The following is a 17088-nucleotide window of genomic DNA, read 5'->3' on the forward strand; positions in this document are numbered from 1 at the left end:
GATACCAAGCGCACAGGGCGTGCATCTGTGAAAGTGTTATGGCAAGGATGGCTTAAGTTACAAGCCATTCTGGAAGGCTACGATTTAGCAAAATCTCTTGAGTCAGACTTGTGATCAAGAGACAGCTTACTAAGCGCCTTTTTACTACATAGAAAAACAAGCTTAAATCGCTTCTTCATCTTCCTCTGCAGTACGAATACGTATTACACGCTCAACATCTGTGACAAATATTTTACCATCACCGATTTTTCCTGTTTGCGCCGTTTTTACAATAACTTCAATTGCACGGTCTACATCTTCATCAGTCAATACAATATCAAGTTTTACTTTAGGTAAAAAATCGACCATATACTCTGCGCCACGATATAGCTCTGTGTGACCTTTTTGACGTCCAAAGCCTTTAACTTCGCTTACCGTCATCCCCGTAATACCTACATCAGACAACGCTTCACGCACATCATCTAACTTAAAAGGTTTAATAATTGCTTCTATTTTTTTCATATTAATTACTTTTGAAAGCTTCAGTTGCCTCGATTTTAGACAATCATAGTGTTCATAGCAAACAAAGCAATTGAATTACGGTGATAAAACAACCGATCGTGATATAATTTATTATATAAAAATAGCTATACTTAAATGACTAGCAGTAAATGAGATTAATATGAAAAACAAACAAAACGGGTTCACCCTTTTAGAACTCATGGTAACCGTAGCTATCGTTGGCATTATTGCATCAATTGCGATTTGGAATAGCAGCGATATGCTAGAAGAAAATAGAGCTGAGAATTTTTTGTTGGAATTAAAAAGAAATATTAGCTACGCCCGTGCTCAAGCTGCAAGTACAGATGAAATAGTCATTGTATGCCCTGCTCCCAATACAGTTACAAGTAGTAGCTCAAGTCTCACATGCCAAAGTGAATGGGCATCAACTAATACCGTTATTTTATTTATAGATACTGATAATGACGGAAGTTATAAAAGCGCAAACGATAGTCTATTACGTGTAATGTCAGAAACTCCGTCTAGCGATAGAATAAAATTCTCTGGTAATAATAGCCTTCGGTTTAATACGAGCGGTCGTATTACGACAAGTTTAGCTGGCTCAGGTAGCTTTACGGGCTTTGTATACTGCCCCAATAATGACAATGAAAACAATAAAGCGCTGAATGTATCAGTATCTGGTACTGCTTTTTACCTTGGTGACACCGCTGAAAAATGTGATTAAAAAACGTACAATTATATCTTGTCATATTTGTATCATTTACTAGACTGAGTTAATCATTTATTAACTCAGGTCTTCAAGGATGAGATTATCAATATCAAAAAACAAGGGAGTGACACTTCTCGAATTAATGGTATCAATTGCTGTTGTCAGTGTAATCAGTCAATTATCGATGTGGTTTTATCCAGACTTATTGGCTAAAAACCGATTAGATAACCATGTGAATCTACTACACCGAAATATAAATTACGGCCGCCTTTACGCAATTGAAAATGCTACTTACGTCACGCTTTGCGCACTAAAAGACAGCCAATGCACAAAAGACGAATGGGATGGTCAAATGTCACTGTTTATCGACAAAGATAAATCAACGACTCTAGATGATGATGAACTACTCTTAAGCACTTTCGAGGATGTTAATGAGGCCGATACTTTAGAGTACCCCCGCAACGCCATTACATTTCGTCCAGATGGCTCTTTAAATGGTTTTCAAAATGGAACTTTTATATATTGCCCCAATAGCAATAAAGCCAATCTCGAAGGATTGGCTTTATCTGTAAGTCAAACGGGTAGAATTCGCATCAAATCAACTGATAAGTGTCAGAAGAAGTAATCTTGGCTATCGACCCCAGCAATAGTCAACATCCTTTCCTTCGTTTGTTTTTGCCCCTTGCGCGCCTTTAGTACCTATATCAGTTATAGATAGCTCGGTGCAATCACCATCTCCTTTTACCGGCCCTGCAATAGGTTTTGCTGTGATTGTAAAAGTATTTTTATCAACTACTTTAATCGCTAATTCGAAATGCCCATTCTCTGTTTTACTTTGAATCCCTAAATCACTCGCTAATTCTGTATACTCTCTGTTATCTACAAAGTACTGCTCTTGCTTATTAGCTGCATCTAATAATGCAGCAACGGCCTCTGCGCGCGAAGCACGCTTCACATACTCTGTATAATTAGGCAATGCAATTGCTGCAAGTATGCCGACGATAGCAACAGCTATCATCAGCTCAATTAAGGTAAACCCACGTTGTTTTTTTATCATTCAAACCTCCTTAATCGTCTTCATTCTGCATGTTTTCATCATTTTCTTCACGTTTATAAATATATGTTTGTTGTGTTTTAAACCCAAATCCTAATGCTTTGTCATTAACAAGTTGTATTTTATCATCTACAACTTTTAATCCTGGGCCTGTAATTTCAAGTGGTTGGAGCGGGTTTTCAGCATTTTCACCTTTGATGCCCGGACCAATTAAATAAAACTGACTTTTTACTACCTCATCAGGATCATCATCGCACTTTCCGTTATCATCACTATCTGCACATGAAGAACCAAAATAAAGTTGGGGCGTATCTGGCACCTCTGTACTTGTAGCAAATTTCAGATCGTCATAAACTTTAGTACCGTAGTGCAAATGAAATGCGTAAAGAGAGCCCCCTCCTCCACTTAATGAACATTGATTTTTAATTGATGAATCCAACGTCGGAGTAAAAGATGTAAAATAAGCAACACCACCAACAACGGTTGCTGCTGCTAACGACTTTTCACCAGTAGCGAGTTTATAACGCCACCCAACAAAATCATTCGCAAGTTCATCTTCTAATTTTACAAACTCAGTTACATTATCTAATGCACTACCAAATTTATCATTATTCATCCCCATTAACATACTAGGCGTTATAACTTCAGGCGCAGATTCGAATAATTTAGTAACTGTATTTTCATCTCTAATCATAAATAATTCATCAGCAGTGCCTCCTCCATTAGGGTTAGAACGATTTCCACTACCAATCACAATTGCATCATAAGGTGTATCTAATCGAGTGACTACACCATCATCGGTTATAGTTACTTTACTAAACATAGTTCTCGCCACTACGGGCTTGTAAAAAAAGCGTCTATCGGCATCACTACCAAGATCGGCTAACTGAAAATGACTAAATTCACCTTCATCTGATATATCTATACGCCAAATACCTCCACCGGTATCTGCAGCATATATACGGTCTGTATAGCCATCATAATTAGAATCCAATAACGTTACATCAGCAGCAATACTATATTCTCCCTTAAACTCAGCATCCTTAGATGCATCTTCCTTAGGTGCTAAAATCCAAACTTTCTCACCTGTTTTTGCATCAACGATATAAATACCGCGGCCAACTTTGTCTTTAGTTTTTATATTAGCTTTATCGGCATCATTCGAATCTTTATTAATATCATAACCAGCCCCAAATATTAAAAGGGGGGTATTTCCTTTTGATTTTATATAAGCAACTTGGGGTTTAGACCACGTTTGGCCAAGGTTTTTATATTTCCCTTCGCCGCCTTTAATAGTCCACATTAAACTTGGGGAGTCTGGCTTTGTAATATCTAAGCCATAATAATTACGACCGCCTCTGCGCATACCTACAGCAGCCCAGACTTGGTCGCCTTTGTTTGCGTTAATAGTTCCATCATTTAAACCTTTATCATTTAGGCTCTTATTGTTGAAATAAACGCTAATAGGTCCATCTATGCCGTATTTTTTACCACTCTCTTTTTCACGAAGAGGCTTAATGATTTTGTATAGGTCAGAGGGAATAAACGCCCAACTTTCACTAACTTTATTATTAGTATCATCATCTTTAAACATATGTAAAAAACCAGCATTAGTGCCAATTAAAATACGAATATCACCGTTACCATAATCTATTGCAACTGGCTTTGAGTGTAGTGGATCACCAAATATATCACCGCGCACTGCAGATGTTGAAAATTCATTATCAACATCAACTCCACGCGCCCAATCTATAGTATTTTTTAAGTCAGATTCATTTACATCAAAAATAACAGCAGCTTTTTTATTAGTGTCATAGGCACTTTTAATTTTATCAAGATTAAAATCTATTAATGCATTAGTATTTGCGTTTGTAAGTATTTTGCGAGTATTGTCACTGCTTATTAATGCAGCATTTACTCCACCCTCTTTTACAGAGCTACCATCGGAAGTTCCATCAGCACTCCAAAATGTATGCGCACTCGTTTTTATAAGGCCATCACTATCAAACGCCTCAATATCTTTGGAATCAATAACTTTGTTACCTGATAATTTCAGTTTTTTTAGATTACCACGCCATCTTGTATGCTTTTCAGGGTAAAACATACCTAAGTATATGGCATCTCGACTCCGAGTTTGATCTACATTATTACTTGCAACTGAAGGGGCTGTAAAAGTACTATTTTCCTGTCTAATCGCTGCTACAGCATTATTTAAAGCTTCAGAAAGCTTTTCTGGTGTAGTTGCAGGCAAATTTTTACCACCACCTAATGTTGAGGCTTGTTTTAATAAGTTTTGACCATCTGCAGTCATACCAGAGCCAAACCCAATCGTATATAGACGCCCTGTTTCATTAATATCGGGAGTAGAAGGGTACAAATCGACAATTGTGTCGTCTGTTCCATGAATGATTTTAGCTAATTGATGCAAAAGGTTACTGTATACATAATCATCGCCAGTTAAAGCACGACCAAAATACTTATTATGCTCGGCGCTAATATCATAATCGCTTCCATTATCACTTCCCGAAGATGGGTCTCCATCTGTCATATAGATAATATTTACTGAATTATCACACCGCTTTGCTTCAGCCACACTATCAGCAAAAGGTGATATATAAGAATAGCTAGAAACAACATCTTCTAAAACAGATGTGCATTCCTCTTTAGTCCCCCAAACCCATTTACTGTACCATCGACTCCAATATCTATAAGGAACATCTTTGCATTTTCTAACAATTTCTTGCGTAACTATTGGAGTTTCTATCGTTATATCTCTTTTGTTTCTGCTCACATCAAAAGCATAGTCCAACTCTTTTCCTGTAATATATAAATAAGCCTCCCACAATGTTTCAGCTAATGGAGTCCCCCCACTTGCAGGAAGATCATTAATAGATGCTTTTATGGAATCGGGCGAACTACCGATGCCATTTAAAACATAACCTCCTTCGTTACCATTAAAGCGCATTAAGCCAAAATCGATTGAACCTGCATTGTCAGTTACCAGTTTATCCATAGCCCCTTGAGCTGCTTCAAGTCTACTATCAGAGCATAATCTTCGATTACCTGACCACCTATCGTTACACTCATCCCCTGTACTTGAAGAAAAAGCCATACTCCCGGAGGTATCAAAAATTAATAGTACTCGCGGTTTTTCATCTGAATTAGCATCTTTATTTACGTAAAGCTCAATATCCTCAGCGTATACATGCATATTAATTACTGATGTAAATAATAAAACGAGTACGATATAAAGTTTAAATTTCATCTTAAATTCCCTTACCCGTACTGGCCATCTCTTGAGCTATACCTGTCACAATAGTTAACTGGTGCTTGCTTTTAGAGCCATATTCTATCGTAGTAGATACTTGAATCATGTTGCATGAAACACCCGCTGTAAAACTATAACTACGAGGGCAATTAAGTTCTAATAAACCATTATTTAAGTTCGTCATTATACTTTTCATTTCGTGTCCAGGCTCTGTAATGTCCTTCTCTGGTATAGTGATTTTATTACCATCAGCATCAAGCTTACCCGAATCTGTAGCGATCTCATCAGGAGTAAGAAAAAAGTCACTATCAGCACCTTCTTTAGCTTCTGACGCAATCACTCTTTGCACTTCGCCAATCAATTGATTTTCTGCAACCTCTCGTTCTTGCGCTGCATTAGTAATTTTAATATCAATTGTACTACTACTCATAAGAGTAACTGCAATGCCGGTAACTGCTATCACCATAATTAATGCGGTTAAAAGCACCACACCTTGTTGCTTACTTGGTAACAACTTTAAATTTTCCATAGATTACCTCCAACATTACTTAAACGAATAGTTGTTGTGAAAACAGTGCGCCTATAATTATCATCAAAACTTAGTTCCCTAGGAGTCTCTCCTTCCCCAAGTATGTATTTTTTATTTTTAATTTTTAAACCAGGATCGGGTTCTAGTGATCTAATTAATAAGAAAAGTTGAACGGTTAAAATACCTTTACGGTTTTCCCATTCTGTAGCAGTTATATCTGCAGCACTTTTATAAGTGTCAACCTTGCTATCACTGTTAGTATCAAGGCCAAAAAGGAAACGCATATTTTCAACACCTTCCATTATCGTTTCAGTGGTCATTTTTCCTTTTACTAATCGTTTTCGTTTTAATACAGGTACTTTTATTTTTTTATTATTAACTTCATACTCTTGCTCTGAAATATAATAAACATGGTGACTATATGGCCAAATAGTTGCATTGATATTTGTCGGAGTATATTTACCGGTTACAAAACTTGCTTGTTCTTGCTCGGCAATAAAATAATCTATGTTATCGGTTGTACTGTTAGTACCTGTAATACCATTATACTGGGAATTTCCTTGTAAAAATTTAAGTTGGAGAATGTCTGTCCCTTTAGTTACATCAGCTATACAGTTTAACTCACTTGTACTTTTAGCTGTTTCTGCATATATAGTACGAAAATTACTACTACTTGTTAGATCAGGAAAGCTCCCATTATTAGTTCCTTCAACGCAATCTTTGCCACTAACTTTGGAGGTTACGGTGGTATTTATAGCAGTAAATGAATCATCATAATAAGTACCCCAAAATCCAACTTGCTCAATATCACGTTGCATAATATTTATAGCTAAGCGTCCTGACTCTTGGATCTCACCAATTGTCATCGTGTCCTTTGTAGTTAATTTCATGCCAAGGTAAGTAAACATGACACCACCTAAAATTAAACCGCCAATAAATAGTGAAATCATAACTTCTACAAGAGTAAACCCTTTTTGCTTCATGTTAACTCCTCACATATATATAACTGGTTAAAACCACTAAACGGCGTTTATTGTTAGTTTTATCACCACAGGTAATTTTTCCTGTATCTGTATTTGCTTTAAACTCTTGTCGCCCTTGCCATGATATAATTACCTCAATGTTGAACCCTTTCCCTCCAGTATCTGCCACTGATGTTGGATTTATACATATTGTCGCATCATCTAAAGTACCTGTATTTTCACGAGCTTGAATGGCACGTTTCCATTGCACTATATCCATATCCGCTATTGCTGATGAATTACAGGGACTTCCAAAACAAGCCTTAGTTGTAGCAAGTGCACCGCTACTATCTATTTTCGCCTTTCCATATTTTTCAATAGATGCAATGGTATCGTTGGCTCGGATACGCTGCACAATATCATTACCAAGTGCAACTGCAGCAGCACGTTGCATAGAATCAAAGCTTGCTTGCTTTGCTTTTGCTTGCAGGGCAACTGCGCCTAAAAGGCCAAAACTAAGAATAATAAATGCAATTAACACTTCAATTAGAGTGAAGCCTCTTTGCACTTTTGTTTGAGATGACTGCATAGTAGAACCAAATAAAAATTATCTGATTATAAGTTTATGCTATTTATTTGAGGAATCAATGAGGACTAAGACAAGCGGTTATATTTGTTGATAAACGGTTAATTAAATCGGCTCATTCAACAAAACAGTAGTAATTAAGCGTAAATGCATTTAAGTCAGAGGCAACTTAATTGCGAAATAAGTCTAAAGCGTATTTTTAACTAATTTAAGCTCGCGGCGGCTCACTGGCAATAACTCACTGCACCCTTGTAGCTCAATCATATGATTGCCATTCGCTTTTGAATGCAAGGCTATTACTTTTTGTTTATTAACTAACGTATTGCGGTGAATTCGTAAAACATATGCGGGATATTGCAGTTCTAATTGCTTTAAGCTTTGCTCAAGTAGAGCCTCTCCACCACAGAATATCATTTTGGTATATTTTTCTTCTGCACTAAAGTACAAAACATCATTTATATCAACACTACGAAGAGTGCCCGCTAATTGATAAGACACTTTTACATTTTGTTGTTTTTGAATATGTACTTTATTTAAACGGCCTACTTGCTGAAGTACCTTTTGTAATGATTGCTCTGTAATAGGTTTAACTAAATAACCTGCAGCACTTAACTGTAAAGCATCAAAGGCATGCTCAGGGTGCGCTGTTATAAACACAACTGCAGGCGGTAGGGTTAAACTATTGAGCTCATTAGCAACTTGTAAACCATTCATACCGGGCATATCAACATCTAAAAAAATCAAATCGGGCGTTTGCTTTTTAGCAAGTGCTAAGGCTTCATTACCATTACTTGCCTCACCTTGCACAACTATACTTTTATCATGTGCTAACAAACGAATTAAGCGAGATCTCGCCAAAGGTTCGTCATCAACAATGAGTACATTCATACACTGCCCCCTATTAGTTTAGGAATAACGACCTTTACTCTAAACACATCATTTTTATTAGTAATTGTTAGTTGCGCTTTATTTTTATAGTAAATATTTAATCGCTGGCGAATATTTTCAAGCGCCATTCCGTTATTAGGCCTAGTTTGAGTATTAGAAATTGTTATAGGGTTAGAAACAATCATGGTTATATAGCCGGTAGTGATATGTAGCTCTACTTTTATTTCAGCGCCATGCTCACTTGTTTCAACGCCGTGGCATACCGCATTTTCAATTAATGGCTGCAGGGTTAAGCAAGGAATACTTAGTGCTGGCAGCTCATTGGGGATTTGCCAATCAACTCTTAAGCGATTACCAAAACGCCACGTTTCAAGTGCGATATATTGCTTACTCAGCGTTATTTCATCCGCAAGTAATACGTTTTTTCCTGAGTGCATTGCAGCCTGCGATAAGGCGGCTAATGCTAAAATTGCTTGCTCTGCAGCATCAGCATCATGATGAGTAAGCTCTGCAGCAGTGTTTAAACTATTATATAAAAAATGAGGACGTATTCTGGCTTGTAAGGCATCAAGCTCAGCACGAGAAAGTGCTTTAGTTTGCTGCTCTTTTTCAAAATGAATTAATAAAAATTGGACAAATAAAGCTGCTAGTAAAGCCACTATAATACAATTACGAAGTGTAAAATAAATTAGGTTATTTGTATCATCTATATCAAAAGCAAAATGAGAAAATAAAATACTAAAAATACAGGTAGATAATAAAAAAGAGGCAAAAAATAGACTTAACTGAAAAGCTTGAGTGCGGTTCTGTAAAAATGATCTACAAAAATATAAAGAAGAGGTGCCGACTAAAACAATTAAATGTAAAAATAAACTAATGATCCCAAGTCGTAACCAAATATCTCCTTCTACATTGGGTGCAAAAGCTAAAACAATAGCAATAACTTGAGAAACAATAAGCGTGGCTAATACGCCTCGTTCATTAAAAAGAGCCGAAAAAAGCAAACCATCATTTTTAAGTGACTTGCTCATAACGACTCTCCTTTAATCTAAATGTTTAATATATTTAAATTAACGTAGCTCTACAGGAACAGCAAATACTATATTTTCTGCTTCGCCAGGGTTCTCAACAACCTGTGTACCACCTAGCTCTTTTAATCGGCTTATTACTTGTTGTACAAGTACTTCTGGCGCAGATGCTCCCGCAGTTACACCTACTGATTTAGAACCTGAAACCCACTGCTCTTGCACATCAGTTGCGTCATCAATTAAATAAGCTACAGTGCCCATTTTATCTGCAAGTTCACGTAGGCGATTAGAGTTAGAGCTGTTTTTAGCCCCTACAACTAATAGCACATCAACTTTATCAGCTAGGTCACGAACAGCGTCCTGACGATTTTGCGTTGCATAACAAATATCATCTTTGCGAGGTCCATCAATTGATGGAAACTTGTTGCGCAGTTCATCTATAACATCAGCAGTGTCATCAACAGAGAGTGTTGTTTGGCTACAATAAAAAAGATTTTCAGCATTTTTTACATTAAGCGCAACAACATCATCAACGGTTTCAACAAGATAAATACCACCGTCTGAGTTATCATATTGTCCCATTGTTCCCTCTACTTCAGGGTGACCATGATGACCAATTAAAATACACTCAATACCTTTACGACTCGCACGTGTAACTTCCATATGTACTTTAGTTACAAGCGGACACGTTGCATCAAATACTTTTAAATCACGACGTTTTGCCTCAGAACGAACAGCTTGCGATACGCCATGTGCGCTAAAAATAACAATGCTGTCGTCAGGTACTTGATCAAGCTCTTCAACAAAAACCGCACCACGACTTTTTAATCCATCAACTACATAGCGGTTATGTACTACTTCGTGGCGAACATAAATTGGCTTTTCAAAAATATCTAAAGCGCGCTCAACAATACTAATAGCACGGTCAACACCAGCGCAAAAGCCTCGTGGGTTAGCTAATAATATTTCCATTAACCTTCCACCTCAATAATATCCACTTCAAACGTTAGGCGCTGACCAGATAAAGGATGGTTAAAATCAATCGTTACCGATTCACCTTGCACTTCGCGAACTAAACCAGGAAGCTCAGTGCCATCAGGTTGAGTAAACGCAATAATTGCACCTACCTTAGCTGGTGTTTCTGGACCAAACTTACTACGGTCAACGTAGTAAATATTATCTGGGTTTGGCTGACCAAACGCATCTTCAGGTTCTAATTCAAACGTTTTACTTTCGCCTGCAGTTAGCCCTAATAAACATTTTTCGAAGTTTGCCGTTAAGCTACCATCACCCATTGTTAATTTAGCAGGCTTATTATGCACCTTGGTAGAATCAGCGGCAGAGCCATCTTCTAATTTAATAGAAAAATGGAAGATAACTTGCGAGTTTTCACCAATTACAGCTTGGCTCATGCTTTATGCTCCTTCGGACTCTCGCCGGTAAAGGCGTCAAATAACAATAATGCTGCGCCAATACAAATAGCGCAATCGGCAATATTGAATACAGGAAAATGTGAGTCTTTATAAAATACGTGAATAAAGTCGATTACATAACCATACGCAATACGATCGTATAAATTACCAATAGCGCCTGCAAGTACCAGTGCATAAGCACCGCATAGTACTTTGTTTGTTGCAGGTAAGCGTTTTAGCCACCACACCAGTAAAGCACTAATAGCAATGGCAATCGCACTTAAAAACCAACGCTGCCAACCACCCGCTTCACTTAAAAAGCTATAAGCAGCACCATAGTTATGCACATAAGTAATACTAAAAACAGGGAGTAAGTTTATCGACTCTTGATAAGCCATAGTCCCTACAACAAGTGTTTTACTGGCAAAGTCTATTACCAATAGTAATAGACTCAACCAAAGCCACACTAAACCACTTTTTTGGGCTAGTTTGCTCACTAAGAATAACTCCTAAGCGAATTGACGCTTTTCGCCTTCGCCGTCAACATTACTTACACAACGGCCACAAATTTCAGGATGAGCAGGGTTAACACCTACATCTTCACTGTAATGCCAACAACGCTCACATTTAGCAGCATCTGTTGCAGCAACACTAATGAATAAACCTTCAATTTCGGTAGCTTGTGTATCAGCAGGCTGACTATCAACTTCAGAAACATTTACAGCTGATGTTAATAATACAAAACGTAGCTCATCACCAAGCGCATTTAATTTAGCGGCAAGCTCTTTACCCGTGAATAAATTAACCGTTGCTTGAAGCGTTGCACCAATGACTTCTTCTTTACGTGCAGCTTCTAATAAGCGGTTTACTTCGTCGCGCACTGTTAAAATTTCTAACCAGTCATCGTTGCTAAATTGGCTATTAGTTGGCGCTTGTAAGCCATCGTACCAAACTGATGTAAATACGTAGTCACTACGCTCGCCCGGTAATGCTTCCCAAATTTCTTGTGCGGTAAAGCTCATAATAGGCGCCATCCAACGCGTCATAGCTTCTGCAATATGATAAAGCGCTGTTTGACAAGAACGACGTGCATGACTGTCACTCTTAGCTGTGTATTGACGATCTTTAATAACATCAAGGTAGAACGAACCAAGCTCACCTGTACAGAAGTTCATTAGCTTTTGCGTTACTAATAGCATTTGGTAGCTATCGTATGCGGCTAAAATTTCGTCTTGCAACTGAGCAGCACGACCAACAATCCACTTATCAAGCTCAACCATGTCATCAATAGCCACTTGATCTGTTTTTGGATCAAAACCATTTAGGTTAGCTAGTAAGTAACGGCTCGTGTTACGAATACGGCGGTAGCGATCGGCAGAGCGCTTAAATATTTCATCCGACACAGTCATTTCTGCCGTGTAATCGGTAGAGGCAACCCATAAACGAAGAATATCGGCGCCTAGTTTATTCATCACATTTTGTGGTGAAATAACATTGCCTAGTGACTTAGACATTTTGCGGCCGTTTTCATCAACAGTAAAACCATGGGTCAATACTTGGCGGTATGGCGCATGACCATTAATAGCCACTGATGTCATCATTGATGACATAAACCAACCACGGTGTTGATCAGAACCTTCAAGGTATAAATCAGCTGGACCAACCAAGTCTTCACGTGCGTCTACAACACATGCGTGTGAAACACCTGAGTCAAACCATACATCTAGCGTATCTTGCACTTTCATGTATTGCTTGGCATCTTCTTCACCAAGTAATGTAGCTGGTTCTAAATCGTACCATGCCTGAATACCTGACTTTTCAACTAGCTGTGCCGCTTGCTCAATTAGCTCTTGAGTATTTGGATGAAGTGCACCGGTATCTTTATCAGCAAACAATGCAATTGGTACACCCCAAGTACGTTGGCGAGATATACACCAATCTGGGCGGCTTTCAACCATGTTTGAAATACGGCTTTCGCCCCACTCTGGCAACCACTGCGTGTTTTTAATTTCTTTTAAAGAATCTTGACGCAAGTTAGCCTGATCCATACTTACAAACCATTGTGGTGTAGCACGGAAAATAATGGGTGTTTTATGGCGCCAACAATGTGGGTAACTATGAGTTATAGCATGATGATGCATTAATGCACCGTGCTCTTTTAATACTTCAATTACGCTCGCATTTGCTTTAAATACATGCTGACCTGCAAAAAGTTCAGTATCTGGTAAATAAACACCATTAGCGCCAACAGGGTTAGCTACTTCAAGGTTGTAATTTAAACCAGCCACGAAATCTTCTTGACCATGTCCTGGTGCTGTATGTACAACACCGGTACCTGAGTCAGTCGTTACGTGTTCTGCAACAATCACGGGTACATCAAAATCATAAAAAGGATGGGCTACAGTTAAGTTTTCAAGTGCAGCACCTTTTACATAACCTAATACATGAAAGTGATTAAAACCAAAGCGGTCCATTGCATCTTTAACAAGCTCAGAGCCTAAAATTAGACGTTGTTGTACGCCTTCATCTTCAACCTGCACCAATGCATATTCTAAATCGGCATGCACAGCGACTGCGCGGTTTGCTGGAAGCGTCCACGGTGTTGTTGTCCAAATAACAGTACCAACACTGCCTTCACCCTTGTGACCATCAGCCAAATCAAATGCACTTACAACAGCATCTTGATCAACAAATGTAAAACGTACATCAATCGCTGGTGATTGCTTGTCTTGGTATTCAACTTCAGCTTCTGCTAATGCAGAACCACAATCTGTACACCAATGCACAGGCTTAGCACCTTTGTGCAAATGACCTTTTTCAATAATACGACCAAGTACACGAATTGCATTCGCTTCAAAGTCAAAGTTCATTGTTAAGTAAGGCTTATCCCAATCTGCAAATACGCCTAAACGTTTAAAATCAACTTTTTGACCTTCAACTTGTTTTTTAGCGTATGCACGGCATTTTTCACGAAACTCGCTTGCGGTTACTTTTACGCCCGGCTTGCCTACTTTTTTCTCAACCATTAACTCGATTGGTAAACCATGACAATCCCAACCTGGTACTAATGGTGAATCAAAGTCAGATAATGTTTTAGACTTAACAATAATGTCTTTTAATATTTTATTAACTGAGTGGCCTAAATGGATATCGCCATTTGCATACGGAGGGCCGTCATGCAAAATAAAGGTCTTTTTACCTTTCTTAGCGCTGCGAATTTGACCGTACAGGTCGTCTTCATACCATGCTTTAAGCATTTTTGGTTCACGTTGTGCCAAATTGCCACGCATTGGAAACGGTGTTTCCGGTAAGTTCAAAGTATGTTTATAGTCGCTCATTTATCCTACATTCCGTCTCTATCGGCTACCTGATTTAAACCAAAACACTGCTTAGCGGCAGCAACATCAGTTGCTATTTGCGCCGTTAATTGTGTTAATGTCTCGAATTTTTTTTCATTGCGAAGTTTTTTTATTAACTCCACATGCATAAATTGTCCGTAAATATCCTGTGCAAAATCAAAAAGGTGAACTTCTAATAATGCACGAGTTCCATTAAATGTCGGCTTATTACCTACATTTGCAACTCCAAAAATCTGTTTTCCTGCAATCGTTGCTTGCACTGCAAACACCCCGTTGACAGGACACACTTGGCGTTTTAGGGCAATATTTGCCGTTCTAAAACCGAGTTCACGTCCTCTTTTCCAGCCGTGTATAACACGCCCAGAAATAGCATAATCGTGACCAAGCATTATTTTAGCACTTGCTAAGTCACCAGATGCCAAAGCATCTCGTATTAAAGTGCTGCTTACTCTAGCATTTAATTGACGAAAACTCGCGGTGCTTTTTACGTCCATGCCCGCTTGCTTGCCCATGCTAGCAAGTAAGTCAAAGTTACCTTGCCGCTGCTTCCCAAACTTAAAATCATCGCCAACAGTGAGAGCTTTAACACCTAACTTTTTAATCAAAATATCATTAACAAATTGCTCAGCATGCATGTTTGCAAATTGCTGATTAAAGCTAATGCAAATAACTCGCTCAATACCTAAATCACGAAGCAAACGTAGCTTATCTCGTAAGCGTGTTAGCCGTGCTGGTGCATTGTTTTTAGCAAAAAATTCTTGTGGCTGGGGTTCAAATAGCATTACAGTGCTAGGCAAACTATGCGCTTTAGCATCACTAAGTAAGCCTTTTAATACTTCTGCGTGGCCTAAATGAACACCGTCAAAATTACCAATAGTTAACACACAACCAAAGTGGTGTGGGCGAATATTGTGTATACCTCTAATTAACTCCATGCCACCTAATGCCTTGTTTAGCGAGTTATTAATTACGGCTAAAAATTTATTAAAGCCGCAGAGTTGCCGATTATAATCTTTTTTTTAGTTTGATTCAGTAATTGCTACACTTTTTATCGTATTTAGTCTAACGCCCATCAAAAATAGCATTGCAAAGTAGCTAATACCTGCCAAAGCCACTAATACCATTAATAATATTACCTGCTGTGTAAAAGCCCATGTAGCCCAGTAATAGTAACTGCTCACAAACCATGTAACAGCCCCCATAACAATACTTGCAACAACACATTTTAGTGTAAAGCGCATACTCATTGATGAAAACTGATACACATTTTCTTTTTTAAGCTGCCTATACAGCAAAAACGCATTACAACTAGCCGATAGTGAAGTCGCGAGTGCTAAACCTAAATAACCAATGAAAGGAGCCAACATAATATTAAATACCATATTCAGTACTAAGGTGATAATACCAATACGCACCGGCGTTTTTGTGTCTTGACGAGCATAAAAGCCAGGAGCAAGTACTTTAATCAGCATAAAGCTTACAAGCCCTACTGAATACGCGACTACGCCTAAACTTACTGCTTTAACATGATCAACACTGTCTTCTTTAAACGCACCGTGGTCGAACAATACGGTGATAATAAGCGGGCTGATGATCATTAGACCTATCATTGCTGGTAGGCCTAAAAATATAACAAAACGCACCCCCCAGTCGAGGGTATGTTGAAAATCACTGCTTTTTTTACTGCTATGTAACTTAGAGAGCGCCGGTAAAATAACTGTCGCAATACCAATACCAAATAAGCCCAGCGGAAATTCAATTAAACGGTCTGAATAATAAAGCCATGCAATCGAGCCTGTCATCAGTAATGAAGCAATCATGGTATCAAGCAACAAATTAATTTGGCTAATAGATACGCCAAACAAAGCAGGGAGCATAAGTTTACGTACTTTTTTTACGTTTTCGTCTTGCCATGCCCAGCGCGGACGCGCCAACATTTTTGCACGGTATAAAAATGGAAGTTGAAACAATAGCTGTACAACGCCACCAATAAATACGCCAATTGCGAGAGAATAAGCCCCGACACTAAATTTATCATGTAAAAAAATTGCACATGTGATGATAGAAACATTGAGTAGAACTGGTGTAAATGCAGCAACAGCAAAGCGGTTATACACGTTCATTACCGCACCACTGAGCGCAACTAAGCTTACAAAAAACAAATATGGGAATGTAAATTTAAGTAATGAGCTTGCAAGCTCAAATTTTTCGGCATTAGGTCCGCCCTGCCACCAATCTATAAACCAACCAGTGCCAAACAATGCTGCAATAACGGGTGAAGCAACAACACCTATAATAGTGACAACCAGTAAAATGGTTCCTAATGTGCCTGCTGCTTGTGCAACAAAAAGCCTGACCTTGTCGTCGCCTTGCTGTTCTTTAATTTCACTCAGCACGGGTACAAATGCTTGTGCAAAGGCGCCTTCTGCAAATAAACGACGTAAAAAATTAGGAATACGGTTAGCAAATAAAAAAACATCAGCCGCCGCACTTGCGCCTAATAAATTGGCAACGACCGCATCTCGAACGAGCCCTAAAATACGCGATATCATAGTCATACAACTAACAATCATACCGGAGCGAAATAAACCTTTTGACACCTTAAACCTACTCAAAAATCCTCAAGATAGGCGATTATGCCACAGTCTTTTTTATAAATCGCTTTAAAGCACTAGGCTGGGGGTCTGTGCTTTGTTACAATGTCGGTATTAACTGCTAAAGCGGCAAATTGATGCTCGTTATATGGTGCAGTTTTTCTTGGATTGTTAAATTTAAATTGACATCCATGATAG

The 17088-nt window shown here is 38.4% G+C and carries 16 protein-coding genes; 2 read left to right on the forward strand and 14 right to left on the reverse strand.

Translation table 11 applies throughout. The features are described from left to right. Nucleotides 1-162: 162 nt before the first annotated feature. Nucleotides 163-501, reverse strand: a complete 339-nt coding sequence (glnB, locus tag H4J63_RS08745) for a nitrogen regulatory protein P-II (RefSeq protein ID WP_002962211.1) — start codon at nucleotides 499-501, stop codon at nucleotides 163-165. Between the two features lie 160 nt (nucleotides 502-661). Here glnB and H4J63_RS08750 point away from each other — a divergent pair, with 160 nt between their 5' ends. Together H4J63_RS08750 and H4J63_RS08755 are read left to right on the forward strand one after the other, a co-directional pair. After that, nucleotides 662-1225: a GspH/FimT family pseudopilin gene (locus H4J63_RS08750; RefSeq protein ID WP_182196020.1), complete on the forward strand. Its 564-nt coding sequence runs from the start codon at nucleotides 662-664 to the stop codon at nucleotides 1223-1225. Nucleotides 1226-1304: 79 nt separating this feature from the next. Beyond that, complete coding sequence (locus H4J63_RS08755) at nucleotides 1305-1835, forward strand: GspH/FimT family pseudopilin (RefSeq protein WP_182196022.1); 531 nt, start codon at nucleotides 1305-1307, stop codon at nucleotides 1833-1835. 6 nt (nucleotides 1836-1841) lie between these two features. On the opposite strand, the gene H4J63_RS08760 is transcribed toward H4J63_RS08755, so the two are convergent. The 13 genes from H4J63_RS08760 to murJ form a co-directional block, all read right to left on the reverse strand. Continuing rightward, nucleotides 1842-2267: a type IV pilin protein gene (locus H4J63_RS08760; RefSeq protein WP_220467185.1), complete on the reverse strand. Its 426-nt coding sequence runs from the start codon at nucleotides 2265-2267 to the stop codon at nucleotides 1842-1844. A gap of 10 nt (nucleotides 2268-2277) precedes the next feature. After that, nucleotides 2278-5529, reverse strand: coding sequence for a PilC/PilY family type IV pilus protein (locus H4J63_RS08765; protein ID WP_220467186.1), 3252 nt, complete (start codon nucleotides 5527-5529; stop codon nucleotides 2278-2280). A gap of 1 nt (nucleotide 5530) precedes the next feature. Further along, nucleotides 5531-6061, reverse strand: a complete 531-nt coding sequence (locus H4J63_RS08770; RefSeq protein WP_182196025.1) for a pilus assembly protein PilX — start codon at nucleotides 6059-6061, stop codon at nucleotides 5531-5533. Beyond that, the gene (locus H4J63_RS08775) at nucleotides 6049-7044 is read right to left on the reverse strand and encodes a PilW family protein (protein WP_182196029.1); all 996 of its coding nucleotides are present in this window, start codon (nucleotides 7042-7044) and stop codon (nucleotides 6049-6051) included. The genes H4J63_RS08770 and H4J63_RS08775 overlap by 13 nt, the downstream gene beginning before the upstream one ends. A 1-nt stretch (nucleotide 7045) precedes the next feature. Beyond that, on the reverse strand, nucleotides 7046-7612 hold the full coding sequence (pilV, locus tag H4J63_RS08780) for a type IV pilus modification protein PilV (protein WP_182196031.1): 567 nt from the start codon (nucleotides 7610-7612) through the stop codon (nucleotides 7046-7048). Nucleotides 7613-7795: 183 nt separating this feature from the next. Continuing rightward, nucleotides 7796-8497, reverse strand: a complete 702-nt coding sequence (locus H4J63_RS08785) for a LytTR family DNA-binding domain-containing protein (protein WP_182196034.1) — start codon at nucleotides 8495-8497, stop codon at nucleotides 7796-7798. After that, nucleotides 8494-9528 carry a sensor histidine kinase gene (locus H4J63_RS08790; protein ID WP_182196036.1) on the reverse strand — a complete coding sequence of 345 codons (1035 nt, stop codon included), beginning with the start codon at nucleotides 9526-9528 and terminating at the stop codon, nucleotides 8494-8496. The genes H4J63_RS08785 and H4J63_RS08790 overlap by 4 nt, the downstream gene beginning before the upstream one ends. Nucleotides 9529-9567: 39 nt before the next feature. After that, the gene (gene ispH, locus H4J63_RS08795) at nucleotides 9568-10497 is read right to left on the reverse strand and encodes a 4-hydroxy-3-methylbut-2-enyl diphosphate reductase (RefSeq protein WP_182196039.1); all 930 of its coding nucleotides are present in this window, start codon (nucleotides 10495-10497) and stop codon (nucleotides 9568-9570) included. Then, entirely contained in the window at nucleotides 10497-10937 is a 441-nt protein-coding gene (gene fkpB / locus H4J63_RS08800) for an FKBP-type peptidyl-prolyl cis-trans isomerase (protein WP_002958231.1), read from the reverse strand. The genes ispH and fkpB overlap by 1 nt, the downstream gene beginning before the upstream one ends. Beyond that, complete coding sequence (lspA, locus tag H4J63_RS08805) at nucleotides 10934-11434, reverse strand: signal peptidase II (protein ID WP_007376920.1); 501 nt, start codon at nucleotides 11432-11434, stop codon at nucleotides 10934-10936. Before lspA ends, fkpB begins: the two co-directional genes overlap by 4 nt. 12 nt (nucleotides 11435-11446) lie before the next feature. Then, a complete protein-coding gene (gene ileS, locus H4J63_RS08810) occupies nucleotides 11447-14275 on the reverse strand; it encodes an isoleucine--tRNA ligase (RefSeq protein WP_170072082.1) in 2829 nt (942 codons plus the stop codon). Between the two features lie 5 nt (nucleotides 14276-14280). Then, the gene (ribF, locus tag H4J63_RS08815; protein WP_076925461.1) at nucleotides 14281-15231 is read right to left on the reverse strand and encodes a bifunctional riboflavin kinase/FAD synthetase; all 951 of its coding nucleotides are present in this window, start codon (nucleotides 15229-15231) and stop codon (nucleotides 14281-14283) included. A gap of 84 nt (nucleotides 15232-15315) precedes the next feature. Further along, complete coding sequence (gene murJ / locus H4J63_RS08820; RefSeq protein ID WP_370660261.1) at nucleotides 15316-16854, reverse strand: murein biosynthesis integral membrane protein MurJ; 1539 nt, start codon at nucleotides 16852-16854, stop codon at nucleotides 15316-15318. Nucleotides 16855-17088: the final 234 nt, after the last annotated feature.

This window comes from Pseudoalteromonas sp. 5Ae-yellow, from assembly GCF_014077565.1.
In the GTDB taxonomy this organism is placed as follows: Bacteria; Pseudomonadota; Gammaproteobacteria; order Enterobacterales; family Alteromonadaceae; genus Pseudoalteromonas.

Bases quoted from the DNA above. Each gene is read 5' to 3' on its own strand.
- H4J63_RS08760 (WP_220467185.1), bottom strand. From the start codon at position 2,267: ATGATAAAAAAACAACGTGGGTTTACCTTAATTGAGCTGATGATAGCT.
- H4J63_RS08765 (WP_220467186.1), bottom strand. From the start codon at position 5,529: ATGAAATTTAAACTTTATATCGTACTCGTTTTATTATTTACATCAGTA.
- glnB (WP_002962211.1), bottom strand. From the start codon at position 501: ATGAAAAAAATAGAAGCAATTATTAAACCTTTTAAGTTAGATGATGTG.
- ileS (WP_170072082.1), bottom strand. From the start codon at position 14,275: ATGAGCGACTATAAACATACTTTGAACTTACCGGAAACACCGTTTCCA.
- H4J63_RS08790 (WP_182196036.1), bottom strand. From the start codon at position 9,528: ATGAGCAAGTCACTTAAAAATGATGGTTTGCTTTTTTCGGCTCTTTTT.
- H4J63_RS08775 (WP_182196029.1), bottom strand. From the start codon at position 7,044: ATGAAGCAAAAAGGGTTTACTCTTGTAGAAGTTATGATTTCACTATTT.
- H4J63_RS08785 (WP_182196034.1), bottom strand. From the start codon at position 8,497: ATGAATGTACTCATTGTTGATGACGAACCTTTGGCGAGATCTCGCTTA.
- ribF (WP_076925461.1), bottom strand. From the start codon at position 15,231: ATGGAGTTAATTAGAGGTATACACAATATTCGCCCACACCACTTTGGT.
- H4J63_RS08750 (WP_182196020.1), top strand. From the start codon at position 662: ATGAAAAACAAACAAAACGGGTTCACCCTTTTAGAACTCATGGTAACC.
- H4J63_RS08770 (WP_182196025.1), bottom strand. From the start codon at position 6,061: ATGGAAAATTTAAAGTTGTTACCAAGTAAGCAACAAGGTGTGGTGCTT.
- pilV (WP_182196031.1), bottom strand. From the start codon at position 7,612: ATGCAGTCATCTCAAACAAAAGTGCAAAGAGGCTTCACTCTAATTGAA.
- fkpB (WP_002958231.1), bottom strand. From the start codon at position 10,937: ATGAGCCAAGCTGTAATTGGTGAAAACTCGCAAGTTATCTTCCATTTT.
- ispH (WP_182196039.1), bottom strand. From the start codon at position 10,497: ATGGAAATATTATTAGCTAACCCACGAGGCTTTTGCGCTGGTGTTGAC.
- murJ (WP_370660261.1), bottom strand. From the start codon at position 16,854: ATGACTATGATATCGCGTATTTTAGGGCTCGTTCGAGATGCGGTCGTT.
- H4J63_RS08755 (WP_182196022.1), top strand. From the start codon at position 1,305: ATGAGATTATCAATATCAAAAAACAAGGGAGTGACACTTCTCGAATTA.